We start from the raw sequence: 19,364 nt of genomic DNA on the forward strand, positions 1-19,364 counted from the left end.
GGACGCGTTCATATAGATTCAATGTTTCGTGCTGGTGTCATGGCTCGTATTGCGCGTGCCCGAAGCATTCTTCACCACGATGGTGTTTCGCGCGTGGATCTTCATTGCCGTCGCGACCGCCATCCTTGCGGCCCGCAAGCTCTCCGATGCGGCGTTCGGCGCGGCGTTCGTTTGCGGACACGTCCGCGTGACGGGAATCGATCGACGCACGGTAGTCGTGTCATCTGATTGCGCATACCGTTTGCTGGTCGTCCTTCATATCCGGCTCAACGGGAACCGGTACGCACGGGTGTACGCGTAATCACATCGGTGCCGGGGCGGCATGAGCCACTACGGGGGAAGCATGGTTTTGCTGCATGTGCTGCATGGGTTGAGCCGGGCAGCGTCGATCGCGTGCGCGTTCGGCGCGCTGCTGGGTATTGCATACATCATCGTGGCGGGCACGTTGATCGGCCGGTTCTTTGCCCGCCCGCTGGCGGAGTCGCCCGACTATCCGGGCGTGACCGTCGCGAAGCCGCTGCACGGCGACGAATGGAATCTCGTACAGCATCTTGAAAGCTTCTTCGTGCAGGATTATCCGGGGCCGGTCCAGTATCTGTTCGGCGTGCACGATGCGAGCGATGCAGCACTTGCGGCCGTCGACGTACTGCGCGCGCGCTATCCTCACGCGAACATCACGGCTGTCGCGGATGCGCGGCTGTACGGGCCGAATCGCAAGATTGCGAATCTCGTCAACATGCTCGAACACGCGGAACATTCGGTGCTCTGTCTTGCCGACAGCGACGTGCTGGTCGAGCGCGATTATTTGCGCGCCGTCGTCGGCGCGTTGCGGCAACCGAATGTCGGGATCGTGACGAGCGTGTATCGTGGCGTCGCCTCGCCGGGTTTCTGGCCCGGCGTCGCGGCCGCGATGACGAATTTCCACTTCCTGCCCGGGGTCGTCACTGGCCTCTTCATCGGACGGGCGCGACCGTGTTTCGGTCAGACGATTGCGATCACGCGCGCGACGCTCGACCGCATCGGCGGACTGACGCGCTTCGCGCATCATCTCGCCGAGGATCACGCGCTCGGCGAGGCCGTGCGGGAGGTGGGCGCCGAGGTCGCGATTCCGCCGTTCGTCGTCGGGCACGCGTGCGTCGAAGAAACCTTCGCGACACTGTTCGCACATGAATTGCGCTGGAGCCGCACGATCCGCGCAGCGGACCGGCTCGGTCATGCCGGCTCGGTGCTGATGCATCCGCTGCCGCTCGCGCTGCTGGCGGTGCTGCTATCCGGCGGCGCTGCCACCGCCTGCGCGCTGACGGTCGCGGCACTCGTCGCGCGCGCGTTCCTCGTGCTCAGGACGAACCGTGCGACCGCTGCCGGCCTGCGCGGCGCAATCTGGCTGCCGTTCGTCGACATCCTTCAATTCGCGATCTTCGTGTCGAGCTTCTTTTCGTCGCATGTCATCTGGCGCGGCACGCGCTTTCACGTAGACCGCGAGGGCATGCTGTCGCCGGTGGTCGAATCATGACGGAACGGGAAACGACCTCGGACGATACCCGCACGGAGCCGCCGTCCATGCGCGGCGACGCGCGGCTGCGGCATGCGGGCCGCGTGGCGGCACTGGTCGGATTGGTCATCGCCGTCTGGCTGATCTGGCGCGAGCATCCGCTGACGGTCCTGCACCGGCTGCAGGCCGCCGGCGCCGGGCTGCTGATCGCCGCGCTGGTGCACGTGCTGCCGATGCTCGCGAACGCATGGGACTGGCGGATGCTGATTCGCGGCCGGCGCAGGCCATCCTTCGCGGCGATGCTGAAGCTCGTGTGGATTCGCGAATCGATCAACGGGCTGCTGCCGGTCGCGCGGATCGGCGGCGAACTCGTGTCGTTCAGCTTGCTGCGGCAGGCCGGCGTGCGGCCCGCCACCATCGTCGCGAGTCTCGTCGCCGACATGCAGCTGACGTTGATCAGCCAGTTGGTATTTGCGCTGATCGCGATCGGCTATGTGCTCGAGCGTGTCTCGTCCGATGCCGCGCGGGTGGCCGCGCAGCTCGCGATCGGCATGGCGGCGCTGGTGCCGGTGCTGCTGCTGTTCGCACTGGTCCAGCATGCGCGCCCGTTCGAGCGTGCGATGCGTGCGCTCAACCGCATCACGAGCGGCAAGGTGGTGGCGCTGGTGGGCGAGTCCGCGCGCACCGATCAGTCGATCCGGATGATCTGGCGAAGGACCGGCATCGTCGTGCGCTATCTCGCGATCTGGCAGACGCTGCAGTTTGCGGGGCACGCGCTGGAAATCTGGGTCGCGCTGCGCTTCCTCGGCGCCGATCCGACCTTCGTGCAGGCGCTCGCGATCGAGGCGCTGATCCAGCTCCTCAGCAGCATCGCGTTCATGATGCCGGGTGGCCTGGGGGTGCAGGAGGGCGGGTTCGTGCTGATCGGCGGGCTGCTCGGGTTCGACGCGCCAACGTGCCTGGCGTTGGCCGGCGCGCGGCGCGTGCGTGACCTGCTGTTCTATTTGCCGGGCTTGCTCGCGTGGCAGCACGCGGCCGGCGCGGCGCGCGGGCCGCGTGCGTCGACACGTGCGTCGCTGCCCGTCGGTGAATCCGCCGGGCCGCACTGACGGGGCCGGCACTGCGTGCGTACCGGGCGGCCTGCGGCGATGCCACCGCGCCCGGCCGCGCACCCGTCACTGCCGTTCGTCGGCGATATAGCTGCGGATCACGTCCGCGAACGACGTATCGCCCTTCAGCCCGAGCGCTTCCGCACGCGTCGTGTCCCAGCGGCCCGGCCAGCTGCCGACGATCTTCTCGATGCGTTCGTCCGGCGCATGGCGGATCAGCTTCACGGCGTCGCCGCCCGCGACCTCACGCAGCGCGTCGATCATCTCGTCGACCGACACCGACAGCCCCGGCAGGTTGATCACGCGCTTGTTGCCGAGCTTGTCGCTGTCGATTTCGCAACCGGCGACGAGCGCCTCGATCGCGCCGCGCGGCGACAGCAGCCACAGCCGCGTCGAGCCCGGCACGGGGCACACGGTTTCCTCGCCGTTCAGCGGCTCGCGGATGATGCCGCTCGCGAACGACGACGCGGCCGCGTTCGGGCGGCCCGGCCGCACGCTGATGGTCGGCAGGCGCAGCACGCGGCCGTCGACGAAGCCGCGGCGCGCGTAGTCGCACAGCAACAGCTCGGCGATCGCCTTCTGCGCGCCGTACGACGATTGCGGATTCAGCGCGGTGTCGTCCTGCACGATGTCGGGCAGCGTGCCGCCATACACGGCCACCGAACTCGTGAACACGACGCGCGGACGGTGGCCGCGCGCGCGGCACACTTCGAGCAGCGTGCGCGACGCGTCGAGGTTGATCCGCATGCCGAGGTCGAAATCGGCTTCTGCCTGCCCGCTGACGATCGCCGCGAGATGGAAGATCGCGGCCGTCTGCGTATCGATCGCGCTTTCGAGCACCGCGCGATCGGCGATGTCGCCGACGATCGACGTCACGCGCGCATCGCCGAAATCGCTGCCCTCGACCACGTCGAGCAGCACCAGCTCGTCGATCTTGCCGGTCCGGCCGTCGGGGCCGGTCAGCTCGCCGCGCTCGAGCAGCTTGCGCGCGAGACGCTGGCCGAGAAAGCCGGCGCCGCCGGTGATCAGTACTTTCATGTTAGTTGCCCTCGTGGAAGTTCTTGAATTACAGGTACGGTTTCAGCCAGCCAAGGCCTTCGGACGTGCCGGCCTTCGGGCGATACTCGCACCCGACCCAGCCGTCGTAGCCGAGCGCGTCGATCAGCGCGAACAGATACGGGTAGTTGAGCTCGCCGATATCCGGCTCGTGACGCTCGGGCACGCCGGCGATCTGGATGTGGCCGATGCCCGCGAAGTCGCGCTTGAGCTTCATCGCGAGGTCGCCCTCGACGATCTGGCAGTGATAGCAGTCGAACTGCACCTTCAGGTTCGGCGCGCCGACTTCCGCGCGGATGTCGTGCGCGTCGTCCTGGCGGCTCAGGAAGTAGCCGGGCATGTCGCGCTGGTTGATCGGTTCGATCAGGATCGTGATGCCGTGCGCGGCGGCGGCCTGCGTCGCATGTTGCAGGTTCGCCACGTAGGTATCGCGATGACGCGCGCGCTCGGCGCCCGGCGCGACCATCCCGGCCATCACGTGCAGCTTCTTGTTGCCGAGCACGCGCGCATAGTCGAGCGCCTGGTCGATGCCGCGCCGGAACTCGTCCTCGCGGCCCGGCAACGACGCGAGCCCGCGTTCGCCGGCGGCCCAGTCGCCCGGCGGCGCGTTGAACAGCGCCTGCTCGAGGTTGTGCGCGTCGAGGCGCGCGCGGATCTCCTCGGCGGCGAAGTCGTACGGGAACAGGTACTCGACGGCCTTGAAGCCGTCTCGCGAGGCGGCGGCGAAGCGTTCGAGGAACGCGTGCTCGGTGTACATCATCGAGAGGTTGGCGGCGAAGCGGGGCATGGCAGCGGATCCTGTGAATGAATGGGGGGGCGCACGGCGCCCCGCATCGAACGGGCGATCGTCGAGCCGTTACTCGGCGGATCAGCGGTTCACGAGTTTTGCGGGCGTGAGCCACACGGCGATCGCGCCGATCACGAGCATCGCCGCGAGCACGTACATGCCCGACGACGTGCTGTGCGTGACGTCCTTCAGGTAGCCGATCACGTACGGGCTCGCGAACCCGGCGAGATTGCCGACCGAGTTGATGATCGCGATCCCGGCGGCTGCGGCGGAGCCGGCGAGGAACGCAGTGGGCAGCGACCAGAACAGCGGCGCGCAGGTCAGCACGCCGCCCGCCGCGAGCGACAGGAACACGATCGACACCGCCGTATTGTGCGAGTACGACGCGGCGACTGCAAACCCGATCGCGCCCATCAGCGCCGGCACGATCAGGTGCCAGCGGCGTTCGCGGCGCTTGTCCGCACTGTGGCCGAACAGGTTCATCACGACGATCGCGACGGCGAACGGGATGGCGGACAAAAGGCCGATCTGGAATGTATCGGTGATGCCGGTGGATTTCACGAGCGTCGGCATCCAGAACGTGAGGCCGTACTGGCCGGTGACGAACGCGAAGTAGATCAGCGACATCCACCACATGCGCGGGTCGGCGAACACGGCCTTCAGCGAATCGCCATGTTTCTGCTGTTCCTGCGGCTGCGCGGCGATTTCGTCTTCGAGCAGCTGCTTCTCGCGCGCGTCCAGCCACTTCGCACCGCGGATGCTGTTGTCGAGATACAGGATCGTCGCGATGCCGACGAGCACGGCCGGCACGGCTTCGATCATGAACATCCATTGCCAGCCGTGAAAGCCCGAACCGCCGTGAAAGCGCCCCATGATCCAGCCCGACAGCGGGTTGCCGAAGATGCCCGACACGGGGATCGCGGACATGAACACGGCGATGATCTTCGCGCGGCGATGCGACGGGAACCAGTACGTGAGGTACAGGATCACGCCCGGGTAGAAGCCGGCTTCCGCGAGACCGAGCAGGAAGCGCAGCACGTAGAACTGCGCCGGTGTCTCCACGAACGCGAACAGCGCCGACAGCAGGCCCCATGTGATCATGATGCGCGCGATCCAGATGCGCGCGCCGATGCGGTGCATCAGCAGGTTGCTGGGCAATTCGAACAGGAAGTAGCCGAGGAAGAAGATGCCGGCGCCGAGGCCGAACACGGTTTCGCTGAACGCGAGATCCTGTGACATCTGCAGTTTCGCGAAGCCGACGTTCACGCGGTCGAGATACGCGACCACGTAGCAGAGCATCAGGAACGGCACGATGCGCCAGAACACTTTCTTGTAGGTGCTGTCGAGTTCGCCCGATTGGGCGGGGGCAGCGGGCGAGCGGCTTGCGGCCGCGTCGAGAGCAGTCATCGTCGTCTCCATGGATATCATGTGCCGGCGGCGCGTACGCCGCCGGATTGTTTGTGTGCTGACGGAACGGCCCGCGCACACGGCGGGCATGGAAATCTGAATCGGTTTGCAGTCCTGCGCGATGCGCGGGCGATCGGTGCGTTATCCGGGCGTTATGCGTGCCTTATCCGTGCCTTATCCGTGCGCGGCGCGTCGCGTTACCAGCGCGCGCCGAAGGCCTGGCGCAGTTCGTCGAGCGCGGCGTCCGACAGCGGCTCGGGCCTCGGGTTCGTCATCAGCCACAGCCGCGCGGTTTCCTCGAGCTCCTCTAGCGCATACGACGCGTGCGACACCGACGGCCCCCACATCACCGGGCCGAGGCGCTCGAGCAGCACACCGCGCACCTGGTCGGCAAGCGCCGCGACTTCGGCCGCGACGGCCGGATCGCCGGGGCGGCGATAGCGGATCAGCGGAATGTGGCCGACCTTCATCACGTAGTACGGCGTGATCGGCGGCAGCACGTCGGTGTCGCGCCATACGCTCGCGAGCGTCAGCGCGACGAGGTGCGTCGAGTGCGTGTGGACGATGCCATGCGCTTCTGCATTGCGGGCATAGATGCCGCGATGCAGTGCGAGCGTCTTCGAAGGCTTGCCGCCCGAAACCGGCTGGCCGTCGAGGCCGACCTTCGCGATGTCGTTCGGGTCGAGGCGGCCGAGGCACGCGTCGGTCGGCGTGATCAGCCAGCCGTCGTGCAGACGCGCGCTGATGTTGCCGGCGCTGCCGACCGCGTGGCCGCGCGCATACAGGCTCGCGCCGACGACGCAGATTTCTTCGCGCAGTTTCGCTTCGTTGCTCATTCCGCGGCTCCGTCGAGCGCGCGCAGCGCCTTGTCGAAAAAGTCCACGGTGCCGAAGTTGCCGGACTTCAGCGCGAGGCCGAGCGGCTGCGCGTCGATGGTCGCGGTGGCCGGCACGCCCGGGTCGATCTGCGCGCCGATCTGCAGCAATTTCACGTCGAGCGCCTGCACGACCGCGCCGGACGTCTCGCCGCCGGCGACGACGAACTTGCGCACGCCGAGCTCGCGCAGGCCGCGCGCGATCGCCGCGAGCGTGGTTTCGACGAGATGGCCGGCCGCTTCGACGCCGAGCGCCTGTTGAACGGCCTTCACTTCGTCGGGCGTCGCGGTCGCGTAGATCAGCACCGGCTGCGGCAGGTGCGAGCGCGCGAAGGCCAGTGCTGCGTCGACGACAGGTTCGCCGCGCGCGGCCGCGAGCGGATCGATCCGGAAGCTCGGCCGACTGTCGCGCCACGCGTCAACCTGTGCGTTGGTCGCCTTCGATGCGCTGCCGGCGAGCACTGCCGACCACCCGTCGATGCGCGGCAGCGATGCCGCGTTGTCGCGCTGCGGCAGCAGGCCCGCGCGGCGGAAGTTCTCCGGCAGGCCGAGCGCGATGCCCGAGCCGCCGGTGACGAGCGGCAGGTTCGCGCACGCTTCGCCGAGCACGTAAAGATCGTGGTCCGACAGCGCATCGGCGATCGCGAAGCGCGCGCCGTCCGCACGCAGCGCGTCGATGCGCGCCCGCACCGCGGCCGCGCCTTGCGCGATCGTGTCGTAGCGAAGCAGGCCGACGGGAGACTTCGTCTGCCGTTGCAGCACACGCACGAGGTTTGCGTCCTTCATCGGCGTGAGCGGATGGTTCTCCATCCCCGATTCGTTCAGCAGCGAGTCGCCGACGAACAAGTGCCCGCGAAAGATCGTGCGGCCGTTCTCGGGGAACGCCGGGCATGCGATCGCGAAGCCGCCGCCGGTTGCATCGAGCAGCGCGTCGGCGACCGGCCCGATGTTGCCCGCGTCGGTGGAGTCGAACGTCGAGCAGTACTTGAAGAAGAACTGCCGGCAACCCTGCGCGCGCAGCCATTCATACGCGGCGAGCGATTGCGCGACGGCGTCGGCGGCGGGAATCGTGCGCGACTTCAGCGCGACGACGATCGCATCGGCGTCGACAGCCGTGTCGGCAGCGATGCCGTCGGCGGGCACGCCGATCGTCTGCACGGTGCGCATGCCGCTCTTGACGAGCATGTTCGCGAGGTCGGTCGCGCCGGTGAAATCGTCGGCGATGCAGCCGAGCAGGGGACGGGAAGCAGAAGCGGTCATGGCGGATGCGTCGTTCGAATCAGCGGGCGGGCGGCAGCGTGATGCCGGGGAAGGTCTTGATCACGGCGGAATCGTCCTCGCCGCCATGGCCGGCGCTCGACGCGCTCATGAACATCTGGTGCGCGGTGGCCGACAGCGGCAGCGGGAACTTGCTGCGGCGCGCGGTATCGAGCACGAGGCCGAGATCCTTCACGAAGATGTCGACGGCCGACAGCGGCGTGTAGTCGCCGTTCAGGATGTGCGGCACGCGGTTCTCGAACATCCACGAGTTGCCGGCGCTGTGCGTGATCACGTCGTACAGCGCGTCCGCATCGACACCTTCGCGCAGCCCGAGCGCCATCGCTTCGGCGGCCGCCGCGATATGCACGCCGGCCAGCAGCTGGTTGATGATCTTCACCTTCGAGCCGATGCCGTGCGCGTCGCCGAGGCGATAGACCTTGCCGGCGATCGCGGCGAGCACGTCGTCGCACGCCGCATACGCGGCGGCCGGGCCCGACGTCATCATCGTCATCTCGCCCGACGCGGCGCGTGCGGCGCCGCCGGACACCGGCGCATCGAGCATCTGGAGGCCCGCGGCCTCGATGCGCGCGCCGAGCGCGACCGCGAAGTCGGGTGCGACGGTCGCGCTCGCGATCACGACGCCGCCGGGCTTCATCGCCGCGACCGCGCCGTGTTCGCCGAACAGCACCGTTTCAGTCTGCGCGGCATTGACGACGAGCGTGACGACGACGTCGCATTGCGCGCCGAGTTCGGCCGGGCTTGCGCAGGCCACGCCGCCTTCGGCCGCGAACGCCTGCAGCACGGTGTCGCGCACGTCGCAGGCGTGCACGCGGAACCCCGCGCGCAGCAGCGAGCTGGCGACGCCGAGGCCCATCGCACCGAGGCCGATGACTCCAACATTTCGTGACATGGTCAACCTTGATCGATTCGGGAAAGGTTCGGGACAACGACGGCGCTCGTGCGCCGCCGGCTTCAGCAGATGCCGGCTTCCGCGAGACGGCGGGCTGCGTTGTACATGTGCGTGCGCGCCGCGTTGCGGGCCGCCATCGGGTCGCGTGCGCGGATCGCATCGGCGATCGCCGCGTGTTCGTCGCGCACCTGCCGCGAGAAATCCTCGCGCGTCGCTTCGTTGCGCCGCGTGACCTTCACGCCGGCTTCGAGGTACTGGTTCAGGAACTGCAGCGTCTTCAGGAAATACGGGTTGCCGGTGACGGCCGCGATCGTGCGATGGAACGCGACGTCTTCCGCGACGCCGTCACGCCCTTCGGCGACGGCGTCGTCGATCTTGCGCAGCGCGTCGTCGATGTCGGCCATGTCGTCGGCCGTGTGGCGCAGCGCGGCTTCGGCCGCGACTTCAGCCTCGATCGCGCGGCGCACCGCGAGCAGGTGCGGCAGCGAGGTCGCCTCGACGGCTTCCGCGTAGTCGATCCGCAGCGGCCGGATCGCGCCGTGCTGGTTCACGAACACGCCGCTGCCCTGGCGCGGCTCGACCACGCCTTCGTTCTTCAGCCGCGAGATCGCCTCGCGGATCACGGTGCGGCTCACGCCGAATTCCTGCGCGAGCACGGCTTCCGTCGGCAGCTTGCCGGTGGCCGAGAAGCTGCCGGCTTCGATCTGCTTCAGCAGTTGCTGCGCGACATGGTCGCTCATCGCGCGGGCGGGAATTTTCTCGAACATGACGCTCTGGTTTGTAAGGTGATGTGGTCATCATACAAATTTGAACGTGCATCAGCATCCGGAATAACCCTCGATCAATGGACGGCAACGTCGGTCAAGTTGACTGAAACCGGTTCCAATAGAGAGGAAAATATAACGATCGTACCGGGTTCAACACGCGGGCGGAGAGCGCACAGAGGGGCCGGTGGACGAACGGAAGAGTGCGCGCCGGCGGCGCGCGTGACCGTCGGCGTCAGTCGGCGATGTCTTCGACCGGATCGGGATCGGTCGCCACCGAGATATCGGCTTCCGCGACTTCGCCGCCGCGCTCGCGATAAGTCGCCGGCGGCACGCCGAACTGCTTGCGGAATTCCCGCCCGAGGTGCGAGGCGTCGGCGAACCCGCAGCTCGACGCGATATCGGCGACGGTGCGGTCGGAACTGGTGAGCAGCCACGCGGCCGTGCGCAGCCGCACCTGCTTCGCGAACGCCTGCGGGCTCTTGCCCGTTTCCGCCTTGAACAGCCGCTCGAGCTGGCGCGTCGACATGTCGAGCTTGCACGCGAGCTCCTCGAGCGGCAGCGCGCGCCCGACATGCTGTTCCATCAGCAGAATCGCGCGCTTGACCTTCGGGTGCGTGGCCGGTTCGAGGCCCGGCGGGTGCGGTTGGGGCGCATTGCCTTTCTGCATCTCGCCGACGAGCAGGATCCGCAGCGCCTTCTGCACGGTCGCATGGTCGAAATGGCGCAGCAGGATCGCGGCGGCGACGTCGATCGACGCGCGGCCGCCCGAGCAGGTGATCCGGCGCTGGTCGATCACGAACAGGCGGTCGGCGATCAGCAGGTCCGGATCGGCGTGCGGGAAGCGTTCGACGAAGTCCCAGTAGTGGAACCAGCTCACGCAGGTGCGGTAGCCGTCGAGCACGTTCGCGCGCATCAGCGTAAATACCCCCGTGCAGATCCCGACGACCGTCGCGCCGCCCACCGCCGCGCGGCGGATGAACTCGAGCGTCTCGGGCCCGGCTTGCGGCCCCGAATGCAGCAGGCCGCCGACCACGACCACGTAGTCGAACGGTTCGGCGCTCTCGAAGGTTTCCCACGGCGTGATCTGGATCCCGCAACTCGCGCGCACCGGCGCGAGCGTCTCGCCGATCACGCTCCACGCGCAGCGCACGGGCTTGCTGTAGTCACCGTCGTCGGCCGACAGCCGCAGCATGTCGACGAAGCCCGAGAAGGCCGTAAGCGTGAAGTTGGGCAGCAGCACGATGCCGAAGCGGATGCGCCGCGGCGCGGGTTCTGCGAGGGGGGAAGCGGGTACGTCGGGGGTCATCGCGGCCAATCTCGTCACGCCGGGCAGGCGGTCTCACTCGTTTCACTCAGTTTGCGGGTTGCGGCTGCCGGAGGCGGCGCGGATGCAGCCAGCGTCGCCGATCGGCCATGGCCGGACTTGTGGTTTTTCGTCGCAGATCATCGTCAAAACGCACTTTCCGGCCGTCCTGCGCGGGGCTTGGCGGCGGTATCCCACGCCGATGCCGTTTTTGTTCTATCGGCCAATTTTACGCTTTGATGTACTGATGCCAACGACATTTCACGTACGCCCACCCTGAGGAAGCCAGATGAACGTCAGCGCGTTCGACCTGTTCAAGATCGGTATCGGCCCGTCCAGTTCGCATACGGTCGGCCCGATGATCGCCGCGTGCCGTTTCGCGTCGCACATCGAGGACGCGAACCTGCTCGGCTTCGTGCGCCGCGTGCGGGTCGAACTATACGGCTCGCTCGGTGCAACGGGCAAGGGCCACGGCACCGACAAGGCGGTGCTGCTCGGTCTCGAAGGCCATCTGCCGGACACGATCGATCCGGACCTGATCGAGCCGCGGCTCGCCGAGATCCGCGCGGAGAAGTCGCTCGCGCTGCTCGGCAAGCAGACCGTCCGCTTCGACGAGAAGGAAAACATCGGCTTCTATCGCAAGCTGATGAGCGGCACGAGCATCGTGCACCCGAACGGGATGCGCTTCCAGGCGTTCGACGAGCACGGCCAGTTGCTCGTCGAGAAAGAGTATTACTCGGTCGGCGGCGGCTTCGTCGTGAACCGTGACGGCGATCGCGTGAACGGCGTGCGTGCCGCGGTCGACGTGCCGTATCCGTTCCGCACCGGCGACGACCTGATGCGTCAGTGCCGCGAGCACGGCTTGTCGATTGCCCAGCTGATGCTGCGCAACGAATGCGCGCTGCGTCCGGAAGACGAAGTGCGCGGCGGGCTGCTCGCGATCTGGCGCACGATGGCCGCTTGCGTCGAGCGCGGCTGCAAGGTCGAGGGCGACCTGCCGGGCCCGATGCGCGTGAAGCGTCGCGCGGCCGAGATGAACAGCAGCCTGCGCGCGCGTTCGGAAGAGTCGCTGCGCGATCCGCTGTCGATGCTCGACTGGGTCAACCTGTATGCGATGGCCGTCAATGAGGAAAACGCGGCGGGCGGCCGCGTCGTGACCGCGCCCACCAACGGCGCGGCCGGCGTGATTCCGGCGGTGCTGCACTACTACGTGAAGTTCGTGCCGGGCTCGAACGAAGCCGGCATCGTCGAATTCCTGCTGACGGCCGCGGCGATCGGGATCATCTACAAGGAAACCGCGTCGATCTCCGGCGCGGAAGTCGGTTGCCAGGGCGAAGTGGGCGTCGCGTGCTCGATGGCCGCGGCCGCGCTCGCCGCGGTGATGGGCGGCACGCCGGACCAGGTCGAGAACGCGGCCGAGATCGGCATGGAGCACAACCTCGGCATGACCTGCGACCCGGTCGGCGGGCTCGTGCAGATCCCGTGCATCGAACGCAACGCGATGGGCGCGATCAAGGCGCTGAACGCGTCGCGGATGGCGCTCAAGGGTAACGGCCAGCACTACGTATCGCTTGATTCGGTGATCAAGACGATGCGCGAGACGGGTGCCGACATGAAGACGAAATACAAGGAAACGTCGCGCGGCGGTCTTGCCGTGAACGTCATCGAATGCTAACGAAGGATCGAAACATGAGCCGCTACTCGATATTCAGCCTGTTCCGCAACGGCCTCTCGTATCACGAGAACTGGGAAAAGCAGTGGAAGAGCCCGGAACCGAAGAAGGAATACGACGTCGTGATCGTCGGCGGCGGCGGCCACGGCCTCGCGACCGCCTACTACCTCGCGAAGGAGCACGGGATCACCAACGTCGCGATCCTCGAGAAGGGCTGGATCGGCGGCGGCAACACCGCGCGCAACACGACGATCGTGCGCTCGAACTACCTGTGGGACGAGTCGGCCGCGCTGTACGAGAAGGCGATGAAGCTGTGGGAAGGGCTGTCGCAGGACCTGAACTACAACGTGATGTTCAGCCAGCGCGGCGTGATGAACCTTGCGCATACGCTGCAGGACGTGCGTGACACCGAGCGTCGCGTGAACGCGAACCGCCTGAACGGTGTCGACGCCGAATTCCTGACGCCCGCGCAGATCAAGGAAATCGAGCCGACGATCAACCTGAACAGCCGCTACCCGGTGCTCGGCGCATCGATCCAGCGGCGTGCGGGCGTCGCGCGTCACGACGCGGTGGCTTGGGGCTTCGCGCGCGGCGCCGATCGCGCCGGCGTCGACATCATCCAGAACTGCCAGGTGACGGGCATTCGCCGCGAAGGCGGCGCGGTGGTCGGCGTCGATACGGTGAAGGGCTTCATCAAGGCGAAGAAGGTCGCGGTGGTGGCCGCCGGCAACACGACGACGCTCGCCGACATGGCCGGCATCCGCCTGCCGATCGAAAGCCATCCGCTGCAGGCGCTGGTGTCCGAGCCGATCAAGCCGGTCGTCAACTCGGTGATCATGTCGAACGCGGTGCACGCGTACATCAGCCAGTCCGACAAGGGCGACCTCGTGATCGGCGCCGGTATCGACCAGTACACGGGCTTCGGCCAGCGCGGCAGCTTCCACATCATCGAAAGCACGCTGCAGGCGATCGTCGAGATGTTCCCGGTGTTCTCGCGCGTGCGGATGAACCGCCAGTGGGGCGGCATCGTCGACGTATCGCCGGACGCCTGCCCGATCATCACCAAGACCGACGTGAAGGGCCTCTATTTCAACTGCGGCTGGGGCACCGGCGGCTTCAAGGCGACGCCCGGCTCGGGCTGGGTGTTCGCGCACACGATCGCCCGCGACGAACCGCATCCGCTGAACGCGCCGTTTGCGCTCGACCGCTTCTACACCGGCCACCTGATCGACGAGCACGGCGCTGCCGCCGTCGCGCACTAACCCGCACACGAGGAGAAAGAAACATGTTGCTGATCGAATGTCCGTGGTGCGGGCCGCGCGCCGAATCCGAGTTCACGTGCGGCGGTGAAGCCGACATCGTGCGCCCGGTGGCGAACGAGACCATGACCGACCGCGAATGGGGCGAATACGTGTTCATGCGCGAGAACAAGCGCGGGCTGCACAAGGAGCAATGGTTGCACACGCAAGGTTGCCGCCGCTGGTTCAAGGTGACGCGCGACACGGTGACCTACGATATCAAGGGCTACGAAAAGTTCGGCGGGGCTGCCAACCAGGGCGCAGCTGCCGGCAACGCACACGAAGAGGGCACGAGCAAATGAGCCAGAAAGACCGCCTCGGCACCGGTGGCCGCGTCAATCGCGCGATTCCGTTGACGTTCACGTTCAACGGCCGCACGTATCAGGGCTTCCAGGGCGACACGCTCGCATCCGCGCTGCTCGCGAACGGCGTGCACTTCGTCGCGCGCAGCTTCAAGTACCACCGCCCGCGCGGGATCGTGACGGCCGACGTCGCGGAACCGAACGCCGTCGTGCAGCTCGAGACCGGCCCGTACACGGTGCCGAACGCGCGCGCGACCGAAATCGAGCTGTACCAGGGCCTCGTCGCGACCAGCGTGAACGCGGAGCCGTCGCTCGAGAACGACAAGTACGCGATCAACCAGAAGCTGTCGCGCTTCATGCCGGCCGGCTTCTACTACAAGACCTTCATGTGGCCGCGCAACATGTGGCCGAAGTATGAAGAGAAGATCCGCGAGGCCGCCGGCCTCGGCAAGGCGCCTGAGGTGCTCGACGCCGATCGCTACGACAAATGCTACGCGCACTGCGACGTGCTCGTGGTCGGCGGTGGTCCGTCGGGCCTCGCCGCCGCGCATGCGGCAGCGACCGCGGGCGCACGCGTGATCCTGGTCGACGACCAGCGCGAACTCGGCGGCAGCCTGCTGTCGTGCCGCGCGGAAATCGACGCGAAGCCGGCGCTGCAATGGGTCGAGAAGATCGAAGCCGAGCTGCGCAAGCTGCCCGACGTGACGATCCTGTCGCGCAGCACTGCATTCGGCTACCAGGACCACAACCTCGTGACGGTCACGCAACGCCTGACCGATCACCAGCCGGTGTCGATGCGCAAGGGCACGCGCGAACTGCTGTGGAAGGTCCGCGCGAAGCGCGTGATCCTCGCGACCGGTGCGCACGAGCGTCCGATCGTGTTCGGCAACAACGACCTGCCGGGCGTGATGCTCGCGGGTGCGGTGTCGACCTACATCCATCGCTACGGCGTGCTGCCGGGCCGCAACGTGGTCGTGTTCACGAACAACGACCGTGCGTACCAGACCGCGCTCGACCTGAAGGCGTGCGGTGCGAAGGTGACGGTCGTCGATTCGCGTGCGTCGTCGAATGGCGCGCTGCCCGCCGCCGCGAAGCGGCAGGGCGTGACGGTGATGAGCGGTGCGGTCGTGACGGCCGCTTCGGGCAAGTGGCGCGTATCGTCGGTCGACGTCGCGTCCTACTCGAACGGCCAGACCGGCGGCAAGCTGCAGTCGCTGCCGTGCGACCTCGTCGCGATGTCGGGCGGCTTCAGCCCGGTGCTGCACCTGTTCGCGCAATCGGGCGGCAAGGCCTGCTGGAACGACGAGAAGGCGTGCTTCCTGCCGGGCAAGCCTGTGCAGGCCGAGGCGAGCGTCGGTGCGGCCGCGGGCGAGTTCGGTCTCGCGCGTGCACTGCGCCTCGCGGTCGACGCGGGTGCCGAAGCGGCGAAGGCCGCCGGCTTCACGGCTGCGCAGCGCGCGGTCGCGCCGCAGGTCGCGGAAACCGTCGAAGGCGCGCTGCAGCCGTTGTGGCTGGTCGGCAGCCGCGAGGCCGCGCCGCGCGGGCCGAAGCAGTTCGTCGACTTCCAGAACGACGTGGCCGCGGCCGACATCCTGCTGGCTGCCCGCGAAGGCTTCGAGTCGGTCGAGCACGTGAAGCGCTATACCGCGATGGGCTTCGGCACCGATCAGGGCAAGCTGGGCAACATCAACGGGATGGCGATCCTCGCGCAGGCGCTCGGCAAGACGATTCCGGAAACGGGCACGACGACGTTCCGCCCCAACTACACGCCCGTGTCGTTCGGGACGTTCGCGGGCCGCGAGACCGGCGACTTCCTCGACCCGATCCGCAAGACGGCCGTGCATGAATGGCACGTCGAGCACGGTGCGATGTTCGAAGACGTCGGCAACTGGAAGCGGCCTTGGTACTTCCCGAAGAACGGCGAGGATCTTCATGCGGCCGTGAAGCGCGAATGCCTCGCGGTGCGCAACAGCGTCGGCATTCTCGATGCGTCGACGCTCGGCAAGATCGACATCCAGGGTCCGGACGCGGTGAAGCTGCTGAACTGGATGTACACGAACCCGTGGAACAAGCTCGAAGTCGGCAAGTGCCGCTACGGGCTGATGCTGGACGAAAACGGGATGGTGTTCGACGACGGCGTGACCGTGCGCCTCGCCGACCAGCATTTCATGATGACCACCACCACCGGCGGCGCGGCGCGCGTGCTCACGTGGCTCGAGCGCTGGCTGCAGACCGAATGGCCCGACATGAAGGTACGGCTCGCGTCCGTCACCGATCACTGGGCGACGTTCGCGGTGGTCGGCCCGAAGAGCCGCAAGGTCGTGCAGAAGGTGTGCCAGGACATCGACTTCGGCAACGAAGCGTTCCCGTTCATGAGCTACCGGAACGGCACCGTCGCCGGCGCGAAGGCGCGAGTGATGCGGATCAGCTTCTCCGGCGAACTGGCCTATGAAGTGAACGTGCCGGCCAACGCAGGCCGCGCGGTGTGGGAAGCGCTGATGGCGGCCGGTGCCGAGTTCGACATCACGCCGTACGGCACGGAAACGATGCACGTGCTGCGCGCGGAGAAGGGCTACATCATCGTCGGCCAGGATACCGACGGCTCGATCACGCCGTTCGACCTCGGGATGGGCGGTGTCGTCGCGAAGTCGAAGGACTTCCTCGGCAAGCGTTCGCTGTCGCGTTCGGATACGTCGAAGGAAGGCCGCAAGCAGTTCGTCGGCCTGCTGACCGAAGACGAACAGTTCGTGCTGCCGGAAGGCGCGCAGATCATCGCGAAGGACACGCAGGTGTCGGCGGTCGATCCGACGCCGATGATCGGCCACGTGACGTCGAGTTATTACAGCCCGATCCTGAAGCGCTCGATTGCGCTGGCAGTGGTGAAGGGCGGCCTGAGCAAGATGGGCGAGAGCGTCGTGATTCCGCTGGCCAACGGCAAGCGCGTCGTCGCGAAGATTTCGAGCCCGGTTTTCTACGATACCGAAGGGGTGCGCCAGCATGTGGAATGAAACGAGAAACCAGACGCCGGTCGCGGGCGCGGGCGTGACGCTTGAATCGCCGTTCATCGGCGCGGCCGATGTGCTGAAGGCGCATCAGGCGCGCGCATCGAAGAAGTTCCTGCTGCGCGAGCGGCCGTTCCTCGACCTCGTGAACGTGCGCGGCGAGCTGAGCGATCCGGCATTCGTCAGCGCGTTCGAGCGCGTGGTCGGTTGCCGGCCGCCGTCGGTACCGAACACCGTTGCGCGCGGCGCCGAGTACGACGTGCTGTGGCTCGGCCCGGACGAGTGGCTCGTGCGCTCGAACGGCCCCGTGCCGGCGGGCGTGCTCGAGGCCCAGCTCGCGGAGGCCGTGCAGGGTTCGTATGCGGCGGCCGTCGACGTCGGCAGCGGCTACACGGTCGTCGAGATCAGCGGCGAACGCGTGCGCGACGTGATCGCGCGCGGCTGCCCGCTCGATCTGCATCCGCGTGTGCTGAAGCCGGGCCAGTGTGCGCAGTCGCACTACTTCAAGTCGCCGATCACGCTGATCCCGACCGGCGACGAGTCGTTCGAGATCGTCCTGCGTCGCAGCTTCGCCGACTATTTCGTGCGCATCATGCTCGACGCCGCGGCGCCGCTCGTATCATGAAGCCGTTTGACGAACCGTTCGTGGCGATCGACGCGCCGCGCCTGCGCGGGCGCGGCTGGAGCGTGTTCGTCGAGGAACTGAAGGTGCCCGCGCGGATCGGCATTCACGCGCACGAGCACGAGGCGCCGCAACCGATCGTGATCGATGCGCGGCTCGGGTATCGCTGCGAGCCGAGCGAGCAGGGCGAGTGGATCGACTACGACGGGTACTGCGCGCGTGTCGCGTCGTTCCTGTCGCACAAGCCGCATACGCGATTGCTCGAGACGCTCGTCGCGGATCTCGCGGTGCTGTCGTTTCGCGAATGGCCCGCGCTGGAGTCGCTGACGCTGTCGATGTACAAGCCGAAGATCCGGCCGGGGACGAAACGCGTGGGCGTGTCGCTCGACTGGACGCGCGGGGATTACCTGCGGTGGACGGGGGCGGCGGGGCAGTTGTGATTCGAAGGGGCCGGATCTAGTCGCAAGCGGAGGTGATCCGGCGATCTCACGGGGCGGCGGCGCGAATGCGCCGCCGTACTCGTTTACAGTTCCTGAAATATGCGAATAACGCGCGCTTGCGCTTGGTTGCGACTGGCGCTTTGTTACTCGAATATGCGGACAAGGGGGCGCCAAGCCCGGTGATCAACCATCTGACCGTACTGCTTCGACGTCCGCGAGATCCGATGTCGCGTCGGCGCAGATCGCTGCCCGCGTAGTTCCCGCGCGCCCGGCCGCTTACTTCGCGCTGCGGCTCGCTGCCGGCGCCGCGGCCGACGAATCGCTGACCGGCACCATGCGCGCCTTCCCGTCGCTCGCCGCATTCGCGCCATCGTCGGGTTCGAGCACGAAGCGGAACGCGTCGACGCGCTGCATCACCTTCGCCGCATACGCGTTCGACCCGCCATAGCTCCTCAGCCCCGCCTGCACGTTGCCGCCGGCCGCCTTCACATAGCCCGACAGGATTTTCGAGCCGGCCTCGACGTTCGCGTTCGGCTCGGTCAGGTCCTTCACGTTGCGCAGCATGCCGCGGTGCGCGGCCGGTACGACCTGCATCAGCCCGGTCGCGCCATGCTGGCCGCGCGCCTTTTCCTGGAAGCGCGATTCGATCGAGATGATCGCGAAAACGAGTGCCGGCGGTAGCGAATATTTCGTCGCAGTAACGCTCACGATATCGGCGAGCTTCGCGGCCTTTTCTTTCGCGACGCCGAATTTCTTCGTCAGATAGGACGTGATGCGGCGGTTTTCTTCGTTCGGCTGATCGTTCGCGAGCGGCGCGGAGGCCGCGGCCGGCGCGGAAGCGGCCGCTTCGGGCGCGGAGGCAGGCAGGGCGGGCGTCTGCTCCGCCGCGGCCTGTTGCGCAATGCCGAGCGAAAGCACGATCAGCCAGAAAAACCGTCGTCGCATGGTTGAGTGCGGGAAATGGAAGGCGGACAGTATATCGGCCAATCGTTGCTTGCGGTCGAGCGTCGGCTCGAATGAAAGCCATGTGTAGGCTTGTTGCGTTCGCAATTTTCCGCGAGCC

18 protein-coding genes are annotated in these 19,364 nt (G+C 67.1%); 9 read left to right on the forward strand and 9 right to left on the reverse strand.

Annotation, left to right across the window (positions count from 1 at the left end; genetic code table 11):
• Positions 1-55 precede the first annotated feature (55 nt).
• Genes C7H84_RS00005 through C7H84_RS00015 form a run of 3 tightly spaced genes read left to right on the forward strand, consistent with a single transcriptional unit; the run spans position 56 to position 2,601 of the window.
• Positions 56-301: a hypothetical protein gene (locus tag C7H84_RS00005; protein WP_162999172.1), complete on the forward strand. Its 246-nt coding sequence runs from the start codon at positions 56-58 to the stop codon at positions 299-301.
• 42 nt (positions 302-343) lie between these two features.
• Positions 344-1,513 (forward strand): bacteriohopanetetrol glucosamine biosynthesis glycosyltransferase HpnI, encoded by a 1,170-nt coding sequence (gene hpnI / locus C7H84_RS00010; RefSeq protein WP_121856817.1) that lies wholly within the window; start codon positions 344-346, stop codon positions 1,511-1,513.
• Between the two features lie 47 nt (positions 1,514-1,560).
• Entirely contained in the window at positions 1,561-2,601 is a 1,041-nt protein-coding gene (locus C7H84_RS00015) for a lysylphosphatidylglycerol synthase domain-containing protein (RefSeq protein ID WP_121856818.1), read from the forward strand.
• Positions 2,602-2,667: 66 nt separating this feature from the next.
• Here C7H84_RS00015 and denD read toward each other — a convergent pair whose 3' ends face one another.
• The 8 genes from denD to C7H84_RS00055 all read right to left on the reverse strand — a co-directional run bounded on the left by denD (position 2,668) and on the right by C7H84_RS00055 (position 10,968).
• Positions 2,668-3,639 carry a D-erythronate dehydrogenase gene (gene denD, locus C7H84_RS00020; RefSeq protein WP_121856819.1) on the reverse strand — a complete coding sequence of 324 codons (972 nt, stop codon included), beginning with the start codon at positions 3,637-3,639 and terminating at the stop codon, positions 2,668-2,670.
• A 28-nt stretch (positions 3,640-3,667) separates the two neighbouring features.
• Entirely contained in the window at positions 3,668-4,444 is a 777-nt protein-coding gene (gene otnI / locus C7H84_RS00025) for a 2-oxo-tetronate isomerase (protein ID WP_121856820.1), read from the reverse strand.
• Between the two features lie 81 nt (positions 4,445-4,525).
• Positions 4,526-5,851 (reverse strand): MFS transporter, encoded by a 1,326-nt coding sequence (locus C7H84_RS00030; protein ID WP_162999173.1) that lies wholly within the window; start codon positions 5,849-5,851, stop codon positions 4,526-4,528.
• 197 nt (positions 5,852-6,048) lie between these two features.
• Positions 6,049-6,687, reverse strand: coding sequence for an aldolase (locus C7H84_RS00035; protein WP_121856821.1), 639 nt, complete (start codon positions 6,685-6,687; stop codon positions 6,049-6,051).
• On the reverse strand, positions 6,684-7,985 hold the full coding sequence (otnK, locus tag C7H84_RS00040; RefSeq protein WP_121856822.1) for a 3-oxo-tetronate kinase: 1,302 nt from the start codon (positions 7,983-7,985) through the stop codon (positions 6,684-6,686). Before otnK ends, C7H84_RS00035 begins: the two co-directional genes overlap by 4 nt.
• A gap of 19 nt (positions 7,986-8,004) precedes the next feature.
• On the reverse strand, positions 8,005-8,895 hold the full coding sequence (gene ltnD / locus C7H84_RS00045; protein ID WP_121856823.1) for an L-threonate dehydrogenase: 891 nt from the start codon (positions 8,893-8,895) through the stop codon (positions 8,005-8,007).
• 62 nt (positions 8,896-8,957) lie between these two features.
• Positions 8,958-9,662, reverse strand: coding sequence for an FCD domain-containing protein (locus tag C7H84_RS00050; protein WP_121856824.1), 705 nt, complete (start codon positions 9,660-9,662; stop codon positions 8,958-8,960).
• Between the two features lie 232 nt (positions 9,663-9,894).
• Entirely contained in the window at positions 9,895-10,968 is a 1,074-nt protein-coding gene (locus C7H84_RS00055) for a GlxA family transcriptional regulator (protein WP_121857860.1), read from the reverse strand.
• 286 nt (positions 10,969-11,254) lie between these two features.
• Between C7H84_RS00055 and C7H84_RS00060 the strand changes: the two genes are divergently transcribed.
• From C7H84_RS00060 to C7H84_RS00085, 6 genes are read left to right on the forward strand one after another with little or no spacing between them, the layout of a single operon-like run.
• Positions 11,255-12,640: an L-serine ammonia-lyase gene (locus tag C7H84_RS00060; RefSeq protein ID WP_121856825.1), complete on the forward strand. Its 1,386-nt coding sequence runs from the start codon at positions 11,255-11,257 to the stop codon at positions 12,638-12,640.
• A gap of 14 nt (positions 12,641-12,654) precedes the next feature.
• A complete protein-coding gene (locus C7H84_RS00065; protein WP_059502182.1) occupies positions 12,655-13,899 on the forward strand; it encodes a sarcosine oxidase subunit beta family protein in 1,245 nt (414 codons plus the stop codon).
• A 23-nt stretch (positions 13,900-13,922) separates the two neighbouring features.
• Positions 13,923-14,237: a sarcosine oxidase subunit delta gene (locus C7H84_RS00070; protein WP_027808690.1), complete on the forward strand. Its 315-nt coding sequence runs from the start codon at positions 13,923-13,925 to the stop codon at positions 14,235-14,237.
• A complete protein-coding gene (locus C7H84_RS00075) occupies positions 14,234-17,245 on the forward strand; it encodes a sarcosine oxidase subunit alpha family protein (RefSeq protein ID WP_121856826.1) in 3,012 nt (1,003 codons plus the stop codon). Before C7H84_RS00070 ends, C7H84_RS00075 begins: the two co-directional genes overlap by 4 nt.
• A complete protein-coding gene (locus tag C7H84_RS00080; RefSeq protein WP_121856827.1) occupies positions 17,235-17,864 on the forward strand; it encodes a sarcosine oxidase subunit gamma in 630 nt (209 codons plus the stop codon). Before C7H84_RS00075 ends, C7H84_RS00080 begins: the two co-directional genes overlap by 11 nt.
• Positions 17,861-18,301, forward strand: a complete 441-nt coding sequence (locus C7H84_RS00085; protein WP_059511958.1) for a dihydroneopterin aldolase — start codon at positions 17,861-17,863, stop codon at positions 18,299-18,301. Before C7H84_RS00080 ends, C7H84_RS00085 begins: the two co-directional genes overlap by 4 nt.
• Before the next feature lie 276 nt (positions 18,302-18,577).
• Here C7H84_RS00085 and C7H84_RS00090 read toward each other — a convergent pair whose 3' ends face one another.
• A complete protein-coding gene (locus C7H84_RS00090) occupies positions 18,578-19,246 on the reverse strand; it encodes a lytic transglycosylase domain-containing protein (protein WP_121856828.1) in 669 nt (222 codons plus the stop codon).
• Between the last annotated feature and the right edge of the window lie 118 nt (positions 19,247-19,364).

This window comes from Burkholderia sp. Nafp2/4-1b, from assembly GCF_003635165.1.
GTDB lineage: Bacteria > Pseudomonadota > Gammaproteobacteria > Burkholderiales > Burkholderiaceae > Burkholderia.

Excerpts from the sequence above, each read along its gene's own strand:
- hpnI (WP_121856817.1), top strand. The coding sequence starts at position 344 with ATGGTTTTGCTGCATGTGCTGCATGGGTTGAGCCGGGCAGCGTCGATC.
- C7H84_RS00015 (WP_121856818.1), top strand. The coding sequence starts at position 1,561 with ATGCGCGGCGACGCGCGGCTGCGGCATGCGGGCCGCGTGGCGGCACTG.
- denD (WP_121856819.1), bottom strand. The coding sequence starts at position 3,639 with ATGAAAGTACTGATCACCGGCGGCGCCGGCTTTCTCGGCCAGCGTCTC.
- otnI (WP_121856820.1), bottom strand. The coding sequence starts at position 4,444 with ATGCCCCGCTTCGCCGCCAACCTCTCGATGATGTACACCGAGCACGCG.
- C7H84_RS00030 (WP_162999173.1), bottom strand. The coding sequence starts at position 5,851 with ATGACTGCTCTCGACGCGGCCGCAAGCCGCTCGCCCGCTGCCCCCGCC.
- C7H84_RS00035 (WP_121856821.1), bottom strand. The coding sequence starts at position 6,687 with ATGAGCAACGAAGCGAAACTGCGCGAAGAAATCTGCGTCGTCGGCGCG.
- otnK (WP_121856822.1), bottom strand. The coding sequence starts at position 7,985 with ATGACCGCTTCTGCTTCCCGTCCCCTGCTCGGCTGCATCGCCGACGAT.
- ltnD (WP_121856823.1), bottom strand. The coding sequence starts at position 8,895 with ATGTCACGAAATGTTGGAGTCATCGGCCTCGGTGCGATGGGCCTCGGC.
- C7H84_RS00050 (WP_121856824.1), bottom strand. The coding sequence starts at position 9,662 with ATGTTCGAGAAAATTCCCGCCCGCGCGATGAGCGACCATGTCGCGCAG.
- C7H84_RS00055 (WP_121857860.1), bottom strand. The coding sequence starts at position 10,968 with ATGACCCCCGACGTACCCGCTTCCCCCCTCGCAGAACCCGCGCCGCGG.
- C7H84_RS00060 (WP_121856825.1), top strand. The coding sequence starts at position 11,255 with ATGAACGTCAGCGCGTTCGACCTGTTCAAGATCGGTATCGGCCCGTCC.
- C7H84_RS00065 (WP_059502182.1), top strand. The coding sequence starts at position 12,655 with ATGAGCCGCTACTCGATATTCAGCCTGTTCCGCAACGGCCTCTCGTAT.
- C7H84_RS00070 (WP_027808690.1), top strand. The coding sequence starts at position 13,923 with ATGTTGCTGATCGAATGTCCGTGGTGCGGGCCGCGCGCCGAATCCGAG.
- C7H84_RS00075 (WP_121856826.1), top strand. The coding sequence starts at position 14,234 with ATGAGCCAGAAAGACCGCCTCGGCACCGGTGGCCGCGTCAATCGCGCG.
- C7H84_RS00080 (WP_121856827.1), top strand. The coding sequence starts at position 17,235 with ATGTGGAATGAAACGAGAAACCAGACGCCGGTCGCGGGCGCGGGCGTG.
- C7H84_RS00085 (WP_059511958.1), top strand. The coding sequence starts at position 17,861 with ATGAAGCCGTTTGACGAACCGTTCGTGGCGATCGACGCGCCGCGCCTG.
- C7H84_RS00090 (WP_121856828.1), bottom strand. The coding sequence starts at position 19,246 with ATGCGACGACGGTTTTTCTGGCTGATCGTGCTTTCGCTCGGCATTGCG.